An 18,920-nucleotide genomic window follows, 5' to 3' on the forward strand; every position below is an offset into this window, starting at 1 on the left:
AGAGATAAATGTCTCATGCCTACCGATAATATATTACCATATTCTTTGACTTTTTTCAAGCCGGGCGCAAGAGTGTGAGAACAGGTGCACGATATATTCTTCACTGCTGCATGATATGTTCTTCACTGCTGTGCTTATCAACACTGCTGTGCTTATTCTGCACTGCCGCGCCATATATCAAAACGATACCCACACGCTAATATTGGGTTCATAAGAAAGAGGTTCATAAGAAAGAGAAGCCCAAAAGAAATATTCTAATGGGCTTTTCAAATCAATCGCTGTGGTCATCCGCTCTTCTCATCCACACTTCACTACCGCTCTTCTTTTCTTCCCTACCAACATCTCTTCTCCACACTCTTCCCCACCATACCACACAAGGTGGTGAAGGAGAAGAAGAATAGAAGAACAACACAGAGTGTATAAGAATAGAATAAAAGTAGGTGTGGACGAAAAGAAGAAAACACAGGGGATGAGAAGGGATTAAGTGCATCATTGTGGTCCTTCACCACTTTTTCTCATCCACAGCTTCGGCTGCTTATTTTATGTTTTAGAGGGCGAAAATTGGAAGGCTGGGATGAGAAGGAAAATTGCGAGGTTGGTGACAGTATCACGCGCTCTCAATTATGTTTAGGTACATATAATACGATTCTTCAGAAGTGTCATCCGACATCATAAATCCTAAGCTTTTATAGAATAATACAGCATTTTGATTATTCTTTCTCACTTCAAGTTTTATTATATTCATTCCTGACTCTTTTGCCGTTTTAACCACTTCATTTACCAGGGCCTTTCCAATTCCACTGTTTCGATGATTGGAGTCAACAGCAATTAGGGAAATATAGGCAGTTTTATCCTTTTTATCATTACAGTAAAATCCAGCAAACCCCGCAAATTCATCGTCTTTCCTATACACAATAACACGTGCATATTTATAGAATTTATCTGCTATCTCCTCTACGCTTACTTGACCTGTTGATAGAGTATATAAGCATCCGGAAAACATTGTTAGAATTTCCGCAATTTGATTTTTACTATGTACTTCTACAATCATTTTTTCCACTCACAAATCACCGGTTTTTTTCCTGATCAAGCTCTATGTAACCGCCAATTTCTTTCATACTATCCTCAATTCTTCAAAATAACTTTGCACCATTCCTCCGAGTTGTCCATCATATGAATCATTTGCTCAAAGGAATCGAACTTCATTATTAAACATCCCAATGTAGTGTTTGCACCAGTGAAAGATTTTATCTCGTCTCCAGAGTGCTTCACTAAATGATTTTCAAGAATGTGTTTTTGTCCTTCTTCTGTAAATTCAACCTTATCTAAAATACCATCTTTTAAGCTATGAACGGCAAAATATGAATAGAATCCTTCTGGTTCCCCAAAAGATGAAGTTTCGATTCTTTCTCCCATAGCTGCTTTAACAGAACATTCTACCAAATCCACTCCAGTAGCATATTTAATAACGTCTGGAATATAGTTACCACCATCTCTTGGTGCTACTTCCATCAAATATACGTTATAGTCCTTATCGATACGCATATCAAAATTATAGGTACTGGTTTTCATATTCAGTGCAGTTAAAAGCCTCTGAATTTCGTTGTGGATTTTTTCCTGTACTTTTTTAGGCTGCTCGTAAGGAAAAGATGCAGAAATAGGCACAAACGGATTCACACACTTGGAGTTGAAATGATCATTTGCAAAATATCTGAAAACTAGTTTTCCATCAATCGACAAACCATCACCCGCAATTTGATATCCTAGCTTTTCTACATATTCTTCAACAATAATTCTATGTCCTCTTGAAAAAGACATTGCATAATTCAGTTTTGCACTTGCTTCTTCTGTACAATCGACTCTCCCAACTCCCTTACTTCCTGATGAATCCACTGGCTTGACGATTACTGGTAGCTTAAAAAATCCAGACTGAATATCTACCAATGCATCCGCAATACTTGTATACCCTCTTGCCTTTGGAGTACAGAAGCCATTTTGGCTTAGAAAGCTTCTGAATTTGTCCTTATTACAAAGAATCTCTACAGATTCATAGGGTGATCCTGGTAAACCGAGTTTCTCCGCAACATAGGCCGCAGTAGGCGCCGCAGGATCTGATGCATAGGCTAAAACACCATCCACTTTTTCTTCTGTTGCAACTTTAAGCACAGCATCTTTATCTGTTGTAGAAACCAAATAGAATTTGTCAGCAGCATACTGACCGGGATTATCCGGGAGGAAATCGCAAAGGATAGTATAGTAACCAAGTCTTTTTGCTGTTTTTATTGCTATTATCTGTTGCGCAGAACCACCCAACAATAATATCTTCCTCATTATTCATTTACCTCTATTCCCGTACATCTGCTCGTAGTAATTCATATACTCACCAGATGTACACTCTGCCATCCAATCCATGTGTTCCTTATACCACTGGATGGTAAGTTTGATACCATCAGCAAACATCGTGGTAGGGCCCCAGCCAAGTTCTTTATTAGCCTTTGTAGGATCAATAGCGTAACGCTGGTCATGACCTTTACGGTCCGCAACATATGTAATCAGACTCTCCGGCTTTCCTAGTTCCTTCAGAATTATCTTTACAATCTCGATATTGGCTTTCTCGTTGTGACCGCCCAGGTTGTAAACTTCACCAACCTTGCCCTTCTCTAGCACAGCGAGAATTCCATAGCAGTGATCCTTAACGTACAACCAGTCACGAACATTTAGCCCCTCACCATAAACCGGAAGCTTTTTATCCTGACTTGCATTGTTGATCATCAGAGGAATGAGCTTCTCCGGGAACTGATATGGGCCATAGTTGTTGGAGCAACGGCTGATGGTAACCGGTAATCCATAAGTTCTGTGATATGCCTGAACCAACAAATCAGCAGAAGCCTTAGAAGTCGAATAAGGCGATGATGTGTGGATTGGTGTCTCTTCTGTGAAGAAAAGTTCAGGCCTGTCAAGTGGCAAGTCGCCATACACCTCATCCGTACCAACCTGATGGAATCTTTCAACTCCGTACTTCCGACAAGCATCCATCATTACCTGGGTTCCTAAGATATTTGTCTCCAAGAAGATACCAGGATTTTCGATAGAACGGTCTACATGAGACTCTGCGGCAAAGTTGACAACAATATCCGGATGCTCTTTCTCAAAGATTAAAAATACTCCTTCTCTATTTCTAATATCTTCTTTGTAGAACACAAAGTTTGGGTTAGTAAGTGCATCGTTAAGCGTGTGGATATTCGCTGCATATGTAAGTGCATCCACGCATACTACCTTCCACTCAGGTCTTTCTTCTAACAGAAGATATATAAAATTCGATCCAATAAATCCGGCACCGCCGGTAACAAGTACTGTTTTCTTCATCTTTCTATCCTCTTATCATCTCGGCATCCTACCCTCTGCAACCATTCTCAGGTGATGGCCATATGGGGATTTGCCGTATTTCTCTGCAGCGTTAAGTAACTGCTCTTTATCAATCATCCTATATCTATATGCAATTTCTTCAGGGGAAGCCACAATGATTCCCTGCATGTTCTGGATTGTCTGAATAAATCCTGCTGCCTGCATCAAGCTATCCATTGTACCGGTGTCAAGCCATGAGAAGCCTCTTCCCATGATGTCACAATCTAAAACATCCTTCCCCAGATACATCTGATTCAGCGTGGTGATTTCAAGTTCACCTCTTGCACTCGGTTTAACCTGCTTGGCCATTTCACTTACGCCAGATGGGTAGAAGTAAAGGCCTGTAACTGCATAGTTAGATTTAGGATTGGCAGGTTTCTCTTCAATAGAAAGTGCCTTATAGTTCTCATCAAACTCGACAACACCAAAGCGCTCCGGGTCATTCACATAGAAACCAAATACAGATGCTCTGCCTTCATCAGCCCTCTTGGCAGCTCCTTTTAGCATGTTACCAAGCCCGTTACCGTAGAAAATGTTGTCTCCTAAAATCATTGCACACGCATCATCACCGATAAACTCTTCACCGATGATAAATGCCTGTGCCAATCCATCAGGACTTGGCTGAACCGCATATGAAAGTTTGATTCCAAATTGATGACCGTCTCCCAACAAGGACTCAAATCGTGGTGTGTCCTCTGGCGTGGAAATAATCAGAATATCACGGATATTCGCCATCATTAGAGTTGTCAACGGATAGTAGATCATTGGCTTATCGTAGACCGGTAAAAGCTGCTTGCTCGTCACCATTGTTAACGGATATAATCTTGTTCCTGCGCCACCTGCCAATATGATACCTTTCATATGCGTCACCTCGTTTTTAACCTAAAATCACATCACAAATTCTATCTACATCTTCTAAACTCAAATCTGCATACAGTGGAAGCGTAAGTACCCTCAATGCCATATGCTGAGCCACCGGGGTCTTTTCCGTTCCGGCAGTCGGGTAGTTTCTGTAGCATTCAAAACTATTGGTCAGTGGGTAGAAATATTTTCTTGCCCCAATTCCCTGCTCTGCCAGCTTTTCAAAGACTTCGTTTCTGGTGTATTTATAGCCGTCGAATACAACCGGGAAGTATGCATAGTTGCTCTCCACATCTTTCTGGATGACAGAAAGCTTAATACCTTCTACACCTTCAAGCCTTTCCCTATATCTCTCGACTACTTTCTTTCTCTTGCCAATCTCCTCATCCAAATGACGAAGGTTGCACAGACCCATAGCAGCCTGGAATTCATTCATCTTGGCGTTTCCACCAACGTATTCGACGGATTCAGGGCCATGGATACCAAAGTTCTTCATATCGTTAAGGAGCTGCACCCAGGAGTCATCCTTGAAGCATACGCAGCCGCCTTCAATAGTGTTGAACACCTTTGTTGCATGGAAAGAGAACATTGAAGCATCTCCGAAAGATGCGGATGACTGACCTTTGTACTTCACCGCAAAAGCATGAGCAGCGTCATAGATTACCTTGAGACCGTACTTCTTTGCGATTCGATCAATTTCTTCCACATCACACATGTTGCCATATACATGCACCGGAACAATTGCTACAGTGTTGTCTGTAATCAATTCCTCCATCATCTTTGTGTCGATGGTATAATCATCTTCTTTTACATCGCAGAACACAGGAACCAGTCCGTTTCTTACTATCGCATGAGTGGTTGATGCAAAAGTAAAAGGAGTTGTAATTACTTCTCCTCCTTTTGGTAGATTTAGTGCTGCGATTGCATTCTCTAATGCAAGATGACCGTTGGTGTACAAGGCAACATGAGGGATACCAAAGTACTCCTCTAGTTGTGATTGTAGTTGTTTATGCTTAGGACCCATGTTGGTCAGCCAATGGGTATCCCATAATTCTTTTATTTCTTCACAATACTCTTCATATGAAGGCATGGAAGAACGTGTTACTAAAATATTGCTCATACTTTCCTCCTCTTTTGAATCATTGGCTTTATAATGCCAATTAAATAAAGGAATGGTTCTAATTTAAAAATTGCTGATCCAGCAACATATATCACACCACCACAAATTACCTGGATAAGCAAAAGAGGTAGTGTTGGAAGATTAAGAAGGCCGATGAAATATACAACAACGCCCATTCCTACAGCCAGCAAAATAGAAGGCAATATATCTTTCATTTGTTCAATGAAACTATAATCCAATAGTTTCTTATTTGGCCATGTATTTATAATCATCGAAACAAATGTGCTAATTAATAACGAATAAGCCATAGCCTTAACGCTTATACACAAGGTAGCTAAGAGGAGAATCATTCCGATTACTTTCTTCCAAATCTCCATTTTCAGAAATAAATCGCTTCTTCCCATAGCCTTTATCGCATTTAGATTGGCTGTGTGAATCGGATAAAACATGTAAGTAATACAGAATATCTGCAAAAAGAAAACACAAGGAAGCCATTTTTCTGTTAACACTACAACCACTATGTTGCTCGCGCAGCAGGCCAATCCAATCATTAGAGGTGCCATTATGTAGCAACTGACCATAATTGAGCGCCTAGTCATTTTTTTAACTCTATCCTTATCATCTTGCTCTTTTGACATAGCTGGTAAAAGAACGGAGTCGATAGAAGTATTTATGTTAGATACAATAAGCTTAGGAAATTTATCCCCTTGGTTATAAAATGCAAGATCAGATGATGAATATATCTTCCCGATCAGAAGATTCCTTAAATTTCCATACACAGTGTCAAGCAATGCAGAACATAACATTTTCCAACCAAAACTCAAAAGGCCTTTTAATCTATTCCAAGAGAACATAAGCTTTGGCCGCCATTTTACTGTAATCCATAGGATTAATGTGTCTATGGCGGTGTTTGAAAGCTGCTGTGCTACAATAGCCCAGAATCCAAATCCTGCATACGCCATAGCAATACCTAAGAAAGCAGAAAAAATGGTTCCGCCTAACGTAGCATAGAAAAATCGCTTAAACAGCATGTTGCGCGAGACGAAAGACTGTTGTACACCCTTAATACCAGAGATGATGATTGTAAGGCTAATCACTCTAACAACTGGCGTAAGTTCTGGCATGTTGTAAAACGCAGCAATAAATGGTGCAGCAAAGAACATTACTAGATACAAGACAATACAAACTACAAAGTTGAAGTAAAACACAGATGAAAAATCCAAATCGTCTGCATCTTTCTTCTGAATAAGAGCTGTGCCCAATCCGCTATCCACAAACACCTGCATTATTGTTGTAAAAACAGTAACAAGTGCAATTGTCCCATAGTCTTCTGGCATTAATAGACGAGCCAGTACTATAGAGACGATAAAGGTTACAAGTTGTGCCCCGCTGCGTTCCGCAAAGCGCCATATGAAATTTGCAATAACAGATTTATTATTTGTTTGACTCATCTTATAAAACCACTTAACGCTTTCTTCCTTTTATCGTTTGATAAAGCCTGTCAATTAATGGGAAATAGGCTTTTATGTAGAGCTTTGCTTGCTTAACCGGAGATAATTCTTGCATAAAACACCTATTCTCTTTTTGTACTGCTGCTCTATAATCCCCTATTAGAATTAATTTATAGAACTCATTTTTCCTCAATCGCTTCTCGATTATGTCTTTATAACGACCGGCTGTTTCTTTGTTTAGCTCTAGTAGCATTTTTTCCTTTTTCTCATTCAGCATTATTTGGGACTTCACATCACTATTTCTTAAAGTCCATGAACCATCTGATTTCCAGCGGTATATTGCCATGGTTTCAGGAATAAAATATATCCCGCCTCGCAACGCACCTCTAATTTGTATAGTATAATCTATACTCCATATTCTCTGAAAATCCATAGGATTCATCAAAATATCCTTACGAAAAAATAGTGATGCTGTTGGAAGAAAACCACCTTCACCGTAGATTACTTCTTCAACTGTTAAAACTCTCTCCTTGGAGATTGCTGGAAAGATCTTTGCCACCATATTCTTTGAACAATCAAACAATTTTGCTCTGTGTGCACACATATCACATTCCGGATGTTTTTCTAACGCATCAAACTGCTTTTGAAGTTTTTTCTCATCAATCCAACAATCATCGCCTTCGCAGATTGCAATATACTTTCCCCGAATTTTGGGATATATGTATTTCTCTAGAATATTTACGCCCTGAGAGTATTGATTCTCTTTTTGGTAAATCCCCTTGATTATCTCAGGGTATTTTATTTCATATTCTTTAATTATACTTGCAGTATTATCGGTCGATGCATCATCGTGGACAATTACTTCAAATCTAAACGTTGTCTTCTGCTTAACAAATCCCTCTAAAGCATCTCTAATGTACTTTTCATGATTATATGCTAGACAATATACACTTACTTCTATTTCACCCATATCATATGTCGAGCATGCTTGCTCGATGTACCCTCCTATCTTTATTCTTCTATATTGCTATGCAACGGCTGCCCATCTGTGCCTTACATGTTTGTCCGTTTCTCCTTGATTAACATATGAAATATAAAATAATTTGATCATATTTATTATGGTTATCACGGGCAACTCACTTTCATCTATTGAACCATCATTTGTCACAATAATCTTTTAAATACGGATAGATGATAATTAATCTTGTGTAGTGGCCACATAGTTTTCAGGATAATAGACTGAAACAATTTTCGATATTTTATATATCTCAATTTTGCTTTATTCCTCTATTTCTACAGACAGATAAAGAGCTCTACATCCCTATAGCTTATCGATTTTGTAGGGAAACCAATTATGACAATAATTTTTTAATATAAGACCTTGTTACGCATGCAGTAATGATTTCAGCAATACGGATACTATTTCCATATGTCCGATTGAGGTTAAGCTTCTTCTCTTGTTTACACCTTCTCAAAGAATGTGTCAGGATGAGACGGATTGAACACCTCATTGCAGGTCATAACCGTGACGAGATCTTCTGTGTCAGAAAGATTGATGATATTATGAGTCCAGCCAGGAATCATATAAATAGATTCAATCTTATCTCCACTGACTTCAAATTCCACCATTTCTCCGGTATTGATATTTCTTTCCTGGATCAATCCATGACCATGAACAACAATAAACTGCTCCCACTTGGAGTTGTGCCAGTGCTGACCTTTGGTAATACCAGGCTTGGATATGTTAATTGAAACCTGTCCACAGTCTGTGGTATGAATGAGTTCTGTAAAAGAACCTCTATCATCACAGTTCATCTTCAAACCATACTTCATCTTCTCTTTCGGAAGATAAGTCAAGTAAAGAGAAAACAGCTTTTTTGCGAAAGATCCATCAGGAATCTTGGGCATGAGGAGCGAAATAGGCTGCTGTATGAACTCTTCCAACAGGTCTACAATCTCTCCTAACGTCACCTTGTGTGTGACTGGAACACAGCAGTATTTTCCATTCTCCTGGAGTACCGTCTCCACATCATCAAACTCACAGTGCTGCTCTTTTCCTTCAAGAAGGTCAAACATGCCTTCTACCAGGTCATCGATATACAGAACTTCGAGTTCTGTGGAGCGGTCGTTCACAGTAAATGGCTCATCGTTTGCCACAGCCCAGCAGAAGGTTGAGATGGCACTGTTATACTTCGGTCTGGAATGGCCCATCAGATTCACAAATCTGTAGACATACACAGGAGCTCCTGTTTCTTTACCATAGTTGAAGAACAATTCCTCTCCTGCCTTTTTGCTTCTACCATACTCTGAATTGCCGAATCTTCCCGCAAGGGTAGCCTGCACGGAAGAAGAAAGCATGATACCAGCTTTGTTGTTGTGTTTCTTGAGAGTATCGAGTAATACACTCGCAAATCCAAAATTCCCCTTCATGAAATCTTCAGGGTTCTCGGGACGATTCACACCAGCAAGGTTGAAGACAAAGTCTGCCTTGGAGCAGTACTCGTCCAACTCTTCAGGAGTGGAATTCACATCATATTCGTAAATCTCCTCTACCTGGATTGCAGGCCTCGTCCTATTCTTCCCATCTCTTATATTTTTCAGGTTATTGCAAAGAGCAGTTCCAACCATACCCTTTGCTCCGGTAACCAATATCTTCATCATTTCCCCTCTTTCACTATTTCTGATCTTTTCTCCATACCATTTTATTGACTACGTTCACGTATCCCTGGATGATTCGCACCACTTTCATGGACACAGTTTCATCCACATAGTCAGGGCATGGTTTGCCAAGTACACCTTTCTGTTTCATCTCGATAGCCATATCTGTGGCATTCAGCAGTTCGTTGGTTGTGATACCGGCAAGGATGAAATCTCCTGCTTCAAGAGCTTCAGGTCGTTCAGTAGATGTACGGATACACACAGCTGCAATCGGGTGACCAATGGAGAGGTAAAAACTGCTCTCTTCCGGCAGCGTACCGGAGTCAGATACAATCGCCAGAGCATTCATCTGCAGTTTATTGAAGTCGTTGAAACCGAGAGGTTCATTTACTCGAACACGAGGATCGAGCTTAAAACCGGTTGCTTCCAGTCTCTTTTTTGAGCGTGGGTGGCATGAATACAGAATCGGCATATCATACTTTTCAGCCAGAGCATTGATCGCTGTGAATAGAGAAATGAAGTTTTTCTCTGTGTCGATATTCTCCTCACGATGAGCAGAGAGCAGGATATACTTATCCTTCTTCAGGCCCAGCCTTTCCAGCACATCACTCTTTTCAATCTTCGCCAGATTCATCCTTAGCACTTCGGCCATAGGAGAACCGGTCATATATGTTCTCTCTTTAGGAAGACCAGTATCTGCCAGATACTTTCTTGCGAATTCAGAATAGCAAAGGTTTACATCGGAGATAACGTCGACTATGCGACGATTAGTCTCCTCAGGAAGACACTCGTCTTTGCAGCGGTTCCCGGCTTCCATATGGAAGAGAGGGATGTGAAGTCTTTTCGCACTGATAGCGCTCAGGCAGGAATTGGTATCACCGAGTACAAGATAACCATCTGGCTGCAGTTCACTTAGCAGTTCATAACTTCTGCCCAGGATATTGCCACAAGTCACGCCAAGATTCTCGCCAACGACAGGAACCAGAATATCCGGGCCAAACTCTCCCTTCTCATTCCTCAACTCAAAGTCTTCCCAGAATACTGTGGAGAGATTTCTATCCCAATTTTGATTATAGTAAACGACACAGCAATCGAAATATTCTCTGCATCTTTTTATCACTGCAGCCAAACGAATAATCTCGGGTCTGGTTCCGCAGCCGATCATAACCTTTGTTCTACCATTATTCTTCCATTTAAAATTTTGCTCAACGCTCATCTTATCTATCCTCCTGTGGCCAATCGACCACTTTTTCTCTGTGGATATTTGCCACAGGTGGGGTTAATTTCAAATTGGTGCGGTTCGGAGGGACGACCTACGGGTGTTTGTTTCATATATTTAGCGTATTGTGATCCTTTGATAGCTGTTATGCTGTTCGATGGTCATAAACCGCACGTACACCCACGAATCGCCCCATCCAAATCAACACAAGTGTCTCAGCAATAGCCTTCATAACCTTACCTCCATCAATCGATAACTCAAAAGACTTTTTATGAATAAGAAATTCACGCTTAAAGGTCACGGTCAAATAACACAACCAAATTGGCACAATACAAATAAATGACCAAGTAATTCTTTACTATGATATTAACATAATAAGACTCTTCTTACAGTGGATATTGTCCTCTTTCCACCACTTCACCAGCTTCTATCTTGCTCAACCGTTCTATGCGGTTTTCGCCTTTCACAATTGCACCAAGACAGATATGTACTCCTTCTTCTAGTATACACCCGTGGTCAACTATGGCTCCGAGGTTGATTATGCAACCTTTACCTACAACAACATCCGTGTTGATGATTGCATGTGGAAGGATGACACAACCTGGGGAGATTGTAGCGGTTGGAGAAATATAGGCTGTTGAATGAATCAGCTTGGCGAGTTGTCCACCATTCTCTTCTATCCTGTTTATCCACTCCAGCCGGAAAGTATTGTTACCGAAGGCAGGGATGAAAGAAGTTGTTGGGTTGATATAGGATTGAAAGGATGAAAGAGGATGGGCTGGATTGGCATCATCGAGGATAATGGTAGAGTAGCCCAGTTGATGCGCTACATCAGCTACAGTTCGACCATATCCACCTGCTCCTAGAATTACAAGCCTTTTCATCACTCCATCCCCTTTCTATATTTACTCCTCAGCCAGTCTTTCCTGAATATATGTAAGCTCCATCATTTTTGCTTTGATTTCTTCTTTATCCAACAATCTTGTATTGTTGCTGTTAAACTCAGTGAGTGTATTTCTTTCTGCATCTCCATCCTTGAAATACTTATCATAATTCAACCCACGGTTGTCCGCAGGAACTCTATAGAAGCCGCCTAAGTCGATAGCTTTTGCGCATTCCTCATTGGTGAGCAATGTCTCGTACATCTTCTCACCATGCCGGATACCGATTACCTTGATATCCTCTTTTTTCCCACCAAACATTTCGCAGACTGCTTCTGCCTGGAGGCCTATAGAACATGCAGGAGCTTTCATGATGAGAAGGTCACCATTTTCGCCATGCTCGAATGCGTAAAGGACTAGATCAACTGCTTCTTCCAGAGACATGATAAATCTGGTCATGTTTGGTTCAGTGACTGTAATCGGATTACCTGCCTTGATCTGATCAATCCAGAGTGGAATTACAGAGCCTCTTGAACACATCACATTGCCATATCTAGTGCAACAAATCTTTGTTTTTCCGCTGTATCTGCTCTTTGCAATAGCCACACTCTCTTCAAGAGACTTGGACTTACCCATTGCATTGATCGGGTACGCAGCCTTGTCTGTGGAAAGACAGATGACAGCTTCTACCCCTTCTTCAATAGCAGCAGTCAATACATTGTCAGTGCCGATGATGTTGGTTTTCACGGCTTCCATCGGGAAGAATTCGCAGGATGGAACCTGTTTTAAAGCAGCAGCGTGGAATATGTAATCAACTCCATGCATCGCATTTTTACACGATTGAAGATCTCTTACATCTCCAATATAGAACTTAATCTTGTCAGCTACTTCCGGCATTCTCACTTGGAAGTCATGCCTCATATCGTCTTGTTTCTTTTCGTCACGAGAGAATACTCTTATCTCGCCGATATCGGTTTCTAGGAACCTGTTGAGCACAGCATTCCCGAAACTTCCCGTGCCACCGGTAATCATTAATATTTTATCCTTAAATAGACTCATTTTTTCCTCCTCTGTTAACCAAAACCATTCACATAGCTTTAACAATAGTTTTGGATTACCATTCATAGTCTTGTTGATTTGAAAAGTACTAGTTCAGATTCATAAGTTTTACCATTTTATCAGCCCATGACTGGAGAGAAAAATTGTTTACAACATAATTAATATCATTAACATAGCTTTCTCTTTTGTTATATGCACAATTAATAGCAGTAATCAAACTGTCAAGCGAACCAGAAGTAAAATAAATCACATTAGGTAAACCAGGTTCTTTGTTTTGAGGAATATCTGAATAGACACACAAATTTCCACAATAATACGCCTCGATATTAGCATACGACATACCTTCCTCAATGGATGCATTTAGGAATACTTTATGGTTCTTATAAACTTCAACAACATTTGAAACTGGCTCCAAAATTGAAATGCACGAAGGTATGCAGCCATATTTTTCGATAATAATCCTCTTATTCTTTTCCATATTGTTCGACATCACGATATCAAGGTGTACTGGATGTTTCTTATTTAATTCAATTGCTGCTTCAATCGCCAAATCGACACCTTTTACATAGTAATTATGACCAAAGAGCAACATATTAAATGTCGAACAATCATTCCTTTCAGAGGGTTCCAGCCTGTTTAACTCGATTGCATTTTTGCATGAAACGACTTTTGAAAACGGAAACATGTATTCCGCCGAAGGAACTAGAGACTCTGAACAGCAGATTTTTAATATTGACTTATCAAGAAAAAGCAAATTTCTAATTCTCTTACAAAACTCATACAAGTTTTTTGTCTTGTACATAGAGTTGTGTATATGCTGATAAAACTTCACATGTTTTGGGGACATTTTTTTAATATTTGAAAACTGTATGCTTCGAATAAAGTCTCCATGAACAACATCAATTTGATGTTCAATAATATAATTGGCTACATTTTTTTCAAAATTCTTTGAACCAAAATCAAACAACGAAGTATTATGTCTATTGGAAAACGGAATTTCCCATTCAAAAAACTTTTGTGATGGATTTGCATCCGAAAAAATGTAAAATAAATCATGTCCTAGTTTTTGACATGTTTCGTCGAGACATTCCAATGTAGGAATAAAGTTACTTCCATAGTTTGCACAAAATCCTGTCAACTCTAATATTCTCATATTAATTCATCTCCTTGCAGTAGTTCTTCAAACGTATACTTATTTATTTTTTATCTTGATTTTTATAGATTTAATACCAAATAATCTGATATATACTCTTAAAATAAACCACTCAAATTTAAAGCTGCTTTGTTTTTGCATTGCTTTTTTGTAACACCTTCGATAGCAGAGTGGGTAACTACAAAACTCTTTTTCTTCAATATACTTAAATATTGTCCTGACATTGTTCAGCGAAAAATAGTCATACGTTTCATTACTACAATAATTATTTAAAAACGTCCAGCTAAACGAAAAAATTAACATTTCAATTTCTGCGTTACTCTTTCTAAATGGGATAGAATGAACTAGAAATGTAGCTAGATCATCTACATGTTTAACCGGTTTTCGGGAAGTTCCTGATTTCGGATTTGGTCTATAATAATAAATTTTCTCATCACTTATTAGAATTTTTTGGGATGAATTGATAAATGCTAAACTTAATAAAGCATCTTCTCCCAAGAAAATATCTTCGTCATAAAATTCAACCTTATTTCTCTTAAAGCATTTCCTCCAGATTGGGTACGTTCCTAATTCAGTAAGAAAATAAGATCGATAATCTTGTTGGCTCAACATTTTATATCCTGAAGTTGATTCATTATTAGACTTATTTTCTTTCACCGATGTGTAACCAAACTGGATGATATCAACATCCACATTATTAACAATAACTCTATGTAAGAACGATAATGCGCCATCTAATAACTCATCATCTGAATCCACAAATAGGACATATTCTCCTTCAGCTTTATGATACGATTCTATCCTAGCTAAATATAAAGACGGTTTTTCTAAGTATATATTTTTTATTCTATTGTCCTGAATTGATTGATCTTGTTCTGTATCTCCTTGATAACAAACAATAACCTCATAATCATCATAGTCTTGTTTTATAATCGATTGCAAGCAGTCACGAAGATACTCAACATTTCTATAGACTGGTACTAATATTGAAAAAAACGGTTTGCTCATTATTATGACCTCTCAAATAATCATCATTGCTCTGATTAAGTTTCTCTATAAACGCACTCATAGATGTGTGATTCCATAGTACCTGCTTCTTCGTAATTTATAATCATTACGATCATTATTAGTGTGACCCAAAAACATCTTGATGATATAGCGCCCAAAAAGAAACTATGACAAAGAAGCCCTATAAGACCAATGAATAGGCATTTGTTATGTTTATAGCTTTTCTTAATTTGAACGAAAAGAAAACTGATAAAAATTGCAAAACCTATTATTCCAGTATCACATAGTAATTGAACATATGTGTTGTGTGCTCCTTTATTCACTGCTCGCCCTAAGGCCTCATACCCTCCTCCAAATATTGGGTTTGCCCACAATAAATCAAATGCTTCATTCCATAATGCATATCTTCCGTTGCTAATATCATCAGAAGAAAAACTGAAAATTCTCATGAGATAAGAATTATAGTTACTACTTGCGTAATTATAAAAAACCGCAAAAACAATAATGGTTGAAACCAGAATCATCAATTTTCTATACCATGCAAGTGTTTTACTTTTTAGAAAGAATAAAATGTTAACAAAGACGCAAACCGCTAAACTTAGGAAGTTACCCCTAGATGATGTGAGCAAAACGGCTAATGTCAAAATTAGAATCTCCAGCACTTTGAGTATTTTCTTATCCTGATGTAATACCTCATAAAATAGAATTGAAAAAGAAACAATTAGTGGTAATCCGATATAGTTTGGGTCTATCTCTGAACCTAAAATAACTATTCTTGAATGAATATATGTTGTTGGATTATTGATTCTATAGAGAATAATCATTATTGAGTAAAAAATGCTGGCAATGACAAACCCGTTCAGAATCCACCTCGCTTCTCTGTCGTTTAATTCCAACGATGTTAGTAGAATAAACAGGATTACATAAACAAAAAACTGAAAGAGCTTTGAGGTAATATTGGTTCTGAATATCGTTGAAAAAAATAATAGCCCCGCATAGCAAAATATCAATACAATGCTAGAATTCTTTTTAATATAATGGCTTTCCATTAAGTAAGTCATGATTAACAAGCCACTCAACGCCCCTGTTACAATTGTACCTAAATTACTATAGGTAGTCTGGAGAAGCATAACCATTTCAAATAATATAAACACATATATCACCGGTCTAATGCGTCTTTCTTTTGCATCCAATGATTTTAAACTATCTGGTGAAACCATTATTACTTCTCCTTTTCCCCTGTTTCCAATATCCCATAAATAATTACTTGCCGTAGTTATATAGGGATGTGATAAATAATTGAATCATTAATCTCTAACACGAAATTAAATAATTTCATTGTATATTGAACACAATTGGTTAATGTGATTCTCTTTTGAAAAACGCTCACTAAGTTGTAAATTAGCACTACCCATATCACAAATCAGTTGTTTGTTGTTATACATTCTTTCAACGGCATTCTTTATACTATCGGAATTGCCAATCTCTACAAAAATACAGTTTTCGCGGCCAAGCACTTCTGGAATAGCACCAACTCGTGTAGTTATGATAGAACACCCACTTGATAGAGCTTCTAAAATTACCAGTGGAAAGCCTTCATGATGTGAAGGTAACACCAAAACATCGCTATTTTCAAATAATTGCTCTTTTTGTATTCCCTTAACGTAACCTAATACCGATACTTTTCCCGATAGTTTATTGATTTTTTGCTTGAATTCTTCTTCAATGTTCGGTTCTGTAATCTCACCGCAAATACTCAAATGTATATCATAATGATTATCAATCGTATTGAGTGCATCCAGCAACTCTAGAATTCCCTTCGCTCTATTGATCATTCCGACATAAAGTAATTCAAGCGGTTTATTCGAATCTGATTTCTTTCTCTTTGAAACATTAATGTCACAAAAATTGTATAACACGACAGCTTTTTCTTTTTGTAAACCTGAATCAATAAACTGAGTTTCTATGCTTTTTGTCAAAAAAATGATTTTTGAAAAATACTTATTTATCAGCTCTATTAACCACTTTTTTATTGCGTCAGGTATTTTCTCAAAAACTGTAGAAATATCACCTACATGAACTGTCATGATAACTTTAACACCAGTTTTTTTTTGAATTCTTTGACCCAATAAAACATCCTTAAAAAACAAAGAATTTCTTGATGTATGTATATGTACAATATTTACAGATTCCTTATTAAGTCTCTTCTTCAAACTATTGTATTGGTATACTCCGTATATGCATGTCTCTATCGGAGATATTTTTATTTTATTAATAACGGGGTTCTGATAGTCAAATAGCATTTCCTCATAACCGTTTTTTTCGAATAAACTACTATTTGCCATATAACTGTTCATCATTGCAGCAATACCACCGATATATGTACCATGTGGCATCTTAAAGCAATGTAATATTGTTTTCATATATTCCTCCATTCTGAGAACGTATCCATTTACTATCCCTTGAATCGATTTGTACAATCAGATGTCATAAACGTCACAACGCTTCGTGCCCCAATCACAACGTTATTTCCAATATGTGCTCCTGGAAGAATCATAGTTTCTTCGCCAATATATACATTATCACCTACGACAATTGGTTTGGTAATTTCCAGGTCTGGAATTTTATCACGAAAAATAAGCGTGCCTCCATCGTGATTTATGAACTTGCATTTCCCAGTGATGTGTACATTATTACCAATTGTAATCAGCCAAGGCTCACTCCCCCACGAAATAGGGCCGTAAAAATGTGGATTAGCACCAATGTTTACATCGATCTTACGAGCATATTTCTCCGGAGAAAGCCTTCTATACAATTCTGCAAGTGGCTTGGTTACCATTCTAAGATATCTGTTAAAAATCATTCTACTTTCCTCTTATTTCATCCAGAAACGAACCCATTCTTTCTACATAGTCCATATAGAAAAATGGAGACTGATTTATCGTTTCATCTCTAAGTTTCTGTGATTTTTTATTTCCTTCTTTAATAGTTCTATCAACTATTTCTATTGTTTCTTCTATTGACGCCGGGCCTGGAACAACAATTCCGTTGACATTATTGATGACATAATACCCGATATCACTTGTCAAATTAGTAATTACAGGAACCCCCAATGATAACGACTCCGAAATTTTGGTTGGAAACCCTGCATTTGTTGATGTTTTACTATCACGGAGCAAAATCGTATAGTCGCTATTCTGTATTTCGTTTTGCGCAGTTTTATTCTCACACTGCCCTAAAAACACTATCTGCTCACCAAGTTCATTAATCTTTTTCCTATATTCTTCTTTTAACTCAAAAGGAAGCATATCAATTAAATCCGCTTCGGTAAAACCTATGAATTTCAGCAGAAAATCTTCATGATGGTATTTGATTTTTATCTCATGAAATATGTCAACCATTAAGTCAATTCTGTCTTTCCATTCTGCAACAGGTCTATTTTTATCGGAAACATAACTGGCATATGATATTGTTATGCTATCTGGATGTCTTATAATCTCCTTTTTTTCACATCGAGTAACGCTAAGTGGTGGAATAATGATTTTGGGACATTCCCTGTAAACGAAGTCTCTTAAGAAGCTACTGATAGCAATAATCCCATCACATTGTTCTAAAACAGATTGTTTTAATACCTTTAGATCTCTTGACTTAATATAGTACTTAAACAGATTGTCTTTTTGAATCACGTCAAAATAATCGCAAAAATCATATACTGTTTTTGTTTTTTGTCTTCTGCAATAGGAAATAATCATCCTATTTAGATCAAAAGTTCCCATTGTTGTGTACATAATAACTGCGCTTATTTCATATTGAGCACTATATTCTTGATAAACTGATTTGAAAGCATTATATGGTTTTCTGTTGTTTAGTCTTTTAATCCCATCGCTATATGGAATTGTATAAGTGACCACTCCATCTACTATTGATTTCTCCAAGTATGTGGTCTGATTCTTTTTGAAACAAAAGATAATAGGAACATACCCGCACTTTTCAATTACCTTTACATTCCCATATACTCTTTTTCCGGCTGCATTTCCATCAGGATAAAAGAAATTACCCACATATAATATTGCTTTCTTCATTTATATTGTCCTCATAATACGGT

The 18,920-nt window shown here is 37.9% G+C and carries 17 protein-coding genes; all 17 read right to left on the bottom strand.

Annotated elements, in window-relative coordinates:
• Positions 1-607 precede the first annotated feature (607 nt).
• Complete coding sequence (locus ACQRCC_RS13365) at positions 608-1,051, bottom strand: GNAT family N-acetyltransferase (protein ID WP_427851297.1); 444 nt, start codon at positions 1,049-1,051, stop codon at positions 608-610.
• A gap of 74 nt (positions 1,052-1,125) precedes the next feature.
• On the bottom strand, positions 1,126-2,331 hold the full coding sequence (locus ACQRCC_RS13370; RefSeq protein WP_427851260.1) for an ATP-grasp domain-containing protein: 1,206 nt from the start codon (positions 2,329-2,331) through the stop codon (positions 1,126-1,128).
• Positions 2,332-2,334: 3 nt separating this feature from the next.
• A complete protein-coding gene (rfbB, locus tag ACQRCC_RS13375) occupies positions 2,335-3,366 on the bottom strand; it encodes a dTDP-glucose 4,6-dehydratase (protein ID WP_427851261.1) in 1,032 nt (343 codons plus the stop codon).
• A gap of 15 nt (positions 3,367-3,381) precedes the next feature.
• Positions 3,382-4,266 (bottom strand): glucose-1-phosphate thymidylyltransferase RfbA, encoded by an 885-nt coding sequence (rfbA, locus tag ACQRCC_RS13380; RefSeq protein ID WP_427851262.1) that lies wholly within the window; start codon positions 4,264-4,266, stop codon positions 3,382-3,384.
• 16 nt (positions 4,267-4,282) lie between these two features.
• Positions 4,283-5,386, bottom strand: coding sequence for a DegT/DnrJ/EryC1/StrS family aminotransferase (locus ACQRCC_RS13385; protein ID WP_427851263.1), 1,104 nt, complete (start codon positions 5,384-5,386; stop codon positions 4,283-4,285).
• Entirely contained in the window at positions 5,383-6,837 is a 1,455-nt protein-coding gene (locus ACQRCC_RS13390; protein ID WP_427851264.1) for a lipopolysaccharide biosynthesis protein, read from the bottom strand. Before ACQRCC_RS13390 ends, ACQRCC_RS13385 begins: the two co-directional genes overlap by 4 nt.
• Positions 6,838-6,850: 13 nt before the next feature.
• Positions 6,851-7,807, bottom strand: coding sequence for a glycosyltransferase family 2 protein (locus tag ACQRCC_RS13395; protein WP_427851265.1), 957 nt, complete (start codon positions 7,805-7,807; stop codon positions 6,851-6,853).
• Between the two features lie 491 nt (positions 7,808-8,298).
• A complete protein-coding gene (locus ACQRCC_RS13400) occupies positions 8,299-9,495 on the bottom strand; it encodes an NAD-dependent epimerase/dehydratase family protein (RefSeq protein ID WP_427851298.1) in 1,197 nt (398 codons plus the stop codon).
• Positions 9,496-9,511: 16 nt separating this feature from the next.
• Positions 9,512-10,711, bottom strand: a complete 1,200-nt coding sequence (locus ACQRCC_RS13405; protein WP_427851266.1) for a UDP-N-acetyl glucosamine 2-epimerase — start codon at positions 10,709-10,711, stop codon at positions 9,512-9,514.
• A 389-nt stretch (positions 10,712-11,100) separates the two neighbouring features.
• A complete protein-coding gene (locus ACQRCC_RS13410; protein WP_427851267.1) occupies positions 11,101-11,598 on the bottom strand; it encodes a hypothetical protein in 498 nt (165 codons plus the stop codon).
• Between the two features lie 21 nt (positions 11,599-11,619).
• Positions 11,620-12,654, bottom strand: a complete 1,035-nt coding sequence (locus ACQRCC_RS13415) for a polysaccharide biosynthesis protein (RefSeq protein WP_427851268.1) — start codon at positions 12,652-12,654, stop codon at positions 11,620-11,622.
• An 88-nt stretch (positions 12,655-12,742) separates the two neighbouring features.
• The gene (locus tag ACQRCC_RS13420; RefSeq protein ID WP_427851269.1) at positions 12,743-13,807 is read right to left on the bottom strand and encodes a glycosyltransferase family 4 protein; all 1,065 of its coding nucleotides are present in this window, start codon (positions 13,805-13,807) and stop codon (positions 12,743-12,745) included.
• A gap of 39 nt (positions 13,808-13,846) precedes the next feature.
• The gene (locus tag ACQRCC_RS13425; protein ID WP_427851270.1) at positions 13,847-14,815 is read right to left on the bottom strand and encodes a glycosyltransferase family A protein; all 969 of its coding nucleotides are present in this window, start codon (positions 14,813-14,815) and stop codon (positions 13,847-13,849) included.
• Positions 14,816-14,850: 35 nt separating this feature from the next.
• Positions 14,851-16,035 carry an O-antigen ligase family protein gene (locus ACQRCC_RS13430; protein ID WP_427851271.1) on the bottom strand — a complete coding sequence of 395 codons (1,185 nt, stop codon included), beginning with the start codon at positions 16,033-16,035 and terminating at the stop codon, positions 14,851-14,853.
• 105 nt (positions 16,036-16,140) lie between these two features.
• Positions 16,141-17,238 carry a glycosyltransferase family 4 protein gene (locus ACQRCC_RS13435; RefSeq protein ID WP_427851272.1) on the bottom strand — a complete coding sequence of 366 codons (1,098 nt, stop codon included), beginning with the start codon at positions 17,236-17,238 and terminating at the stop codon, positions 16,141-16,143.
• Between the two features lie 32 nt (positions 17,239-17,270).
• Positions 17,271-17,678, bottom strand: a complete 408-nt coding sequence (locus tag ACQRCC_RS13440) for an acyltransferase (RefSeq protein WP_427851273.1) — start codon at positions 17,676-17,678, stop codon at positions 17,271-17,273.
• 1 nt (position 17,679) lies between these two features.
• Positions 17,680-18,897 carry a glycosyltransferase gene (locus ACQRCC_RS13445; protein WP_427851274.1) on the bottom strand — a complete coding sequence of 406 codons (1,218 nt, stop codon included), beginning with the start codon at positions 18,895-18,897 and terminating at the stop codon, positions 17,680-17,682.
• Positions 18,898-18,920 lie beyond the last annotated feature (23 nt).

It is taken from the genome of Sporofaciens sp. SGI.106, assembly GCF_050314255.1.
In the GTDB taxonomy this organism is placed as follows: domain Bacteria; phylum Bacillota; class Clostridia; order Lachnospirales; family Lachnospiraceae; genus Claveliimonas.

What these genes read in the sequence shown, in the direction of transcription:
- ACQRCC_RS13365 (WP_427851297.1), bottom strand. Translation starts at nt 1,051, where the DNA reads ATGATTGTAGAAGTACATAGTAAAAATCAAATTGCGGAAATTCTAACA.
- ACQRCC_RS13370 (WP_427851260.1), bottom strand. Translation starts at nt 2,331, where the DNA reads ATGAGGAAGATATTATTGTTGGGTGGTTCTGCGCAACAGATAATAGCA.
- rfbB (WP_427851261.1), bottom strand. Translation starts at nt 3,366, where the DNA reads ATGAAGAAAACAGTACTTGTTACCGGCGGTGCCGGATTTATTGGATCG.
- rfbA (WP_427851262.1), bottom strand. Translation starts at nt 4,266, where the DNA reads ATGAAAGGTATCATATTGGCAGGTGGCGCAGGAACAAGATTATATCCG.
- ACQRCC_RS13385 (WP_427851263.1), bottom strand. Translation starts at nt 5,386, where the DNA reads ATGAGCAATATTTTAGTAACACGTTCTTCCATGCCTTCATATGAAGAG.
- ACQRCC_RS13390 (WP_427851264.1), bottom strand. Translation starts at nt 6,837, where the DNA reads ATGAGTCAAACAAATAATAAATCTGTTATTGCAAATTTCATATGGCGC.
- ACQRCC_RS13395 (WP_427851265.1), bottom strand. Translation starts at nt 7,807, where the DNA reads ATGGGTGAAATAGAAGTAAGTGTATATTGTCTAGCATATAATCATGAA.
- ACQRCC_RS13400 (WP_427851298.1), bottom strand. Translation starts at nt 9,495, where the DNA reads ATGAAGATATTGGTTACCGGAGCAAAGGGTATGGTTGGAACTGCTCTT.
- ACQRCC_RS13405 (WP_427851266.1), bottom strand. Translation starts at nt 10,711, where the DNA reads ATGAGCGTTGAGCAAAATTTTAAATGGAAGAATAATGGTAGAACAAAG.
- ACQRCC_RS13410 (WP_427851267.1), bottom strand. Translation starts at nt 11,598, where the DNA reads ATGAAAAGGCTTGTAATTCTAGGAGCAGGTGGATATGGTCGAACTGTA.
- ACQRCC_RS13415 (WP_427851268.1), bottom strand. Translation starts at nt 12,654, where the DNA reads ATGAGTCTATTTAAGGATAAAATATTAATGATTACCGGTGGCACGGGA.
- ACQRCC_RS13420 (WP_427851269.1), bottom strand. Translation starts at nt 13,807, where the DNA reads ATGAGAATATTAGAGTTGACAGGATTTTGTGCAAACTATGGAAGTAAC.
- ACQRCC_RS13425 (WP_427851270.1), bottom strand. Translation starts at nt 14,815, where the DNA reads ATGAGCAAACCGTTTTTTTCAATATTAGTACCAGTCTATAGAAATGTT.
- ACQRCC_RS13430 (WP_427851271.1), bottom strand. Translation starts at nt 16,035, where the DNA reads ATGGTTTCACCAGATAGTTTAAAATCATTGGATGCAAAAGAAAGACGC.
- ACQRCC_RS13435 (WP_427851272.1), bottom strand. Translation starts at nt 17,238, where the DNA reads ATGAAAACAATATTACATTGCTTTAAGATGCCACATGGTACATATATC.
- ACQRCC_RS13440 (WP_427851273.1), bottom strand. Translation starts at nt 17,678, where the DNA reads ATGATTTTTAACAGATATCTTAGAATGGTAACCAAGCCACTTGCAGAA.
- ACQRCC_RS13445 (WP_427851274.1), bottom strand. Translation starts at nt 18,897, where the DNA reads ATGAAGAAAGCAATATTATATGTGGGTAATTTCTTTTATCCTGATGGA.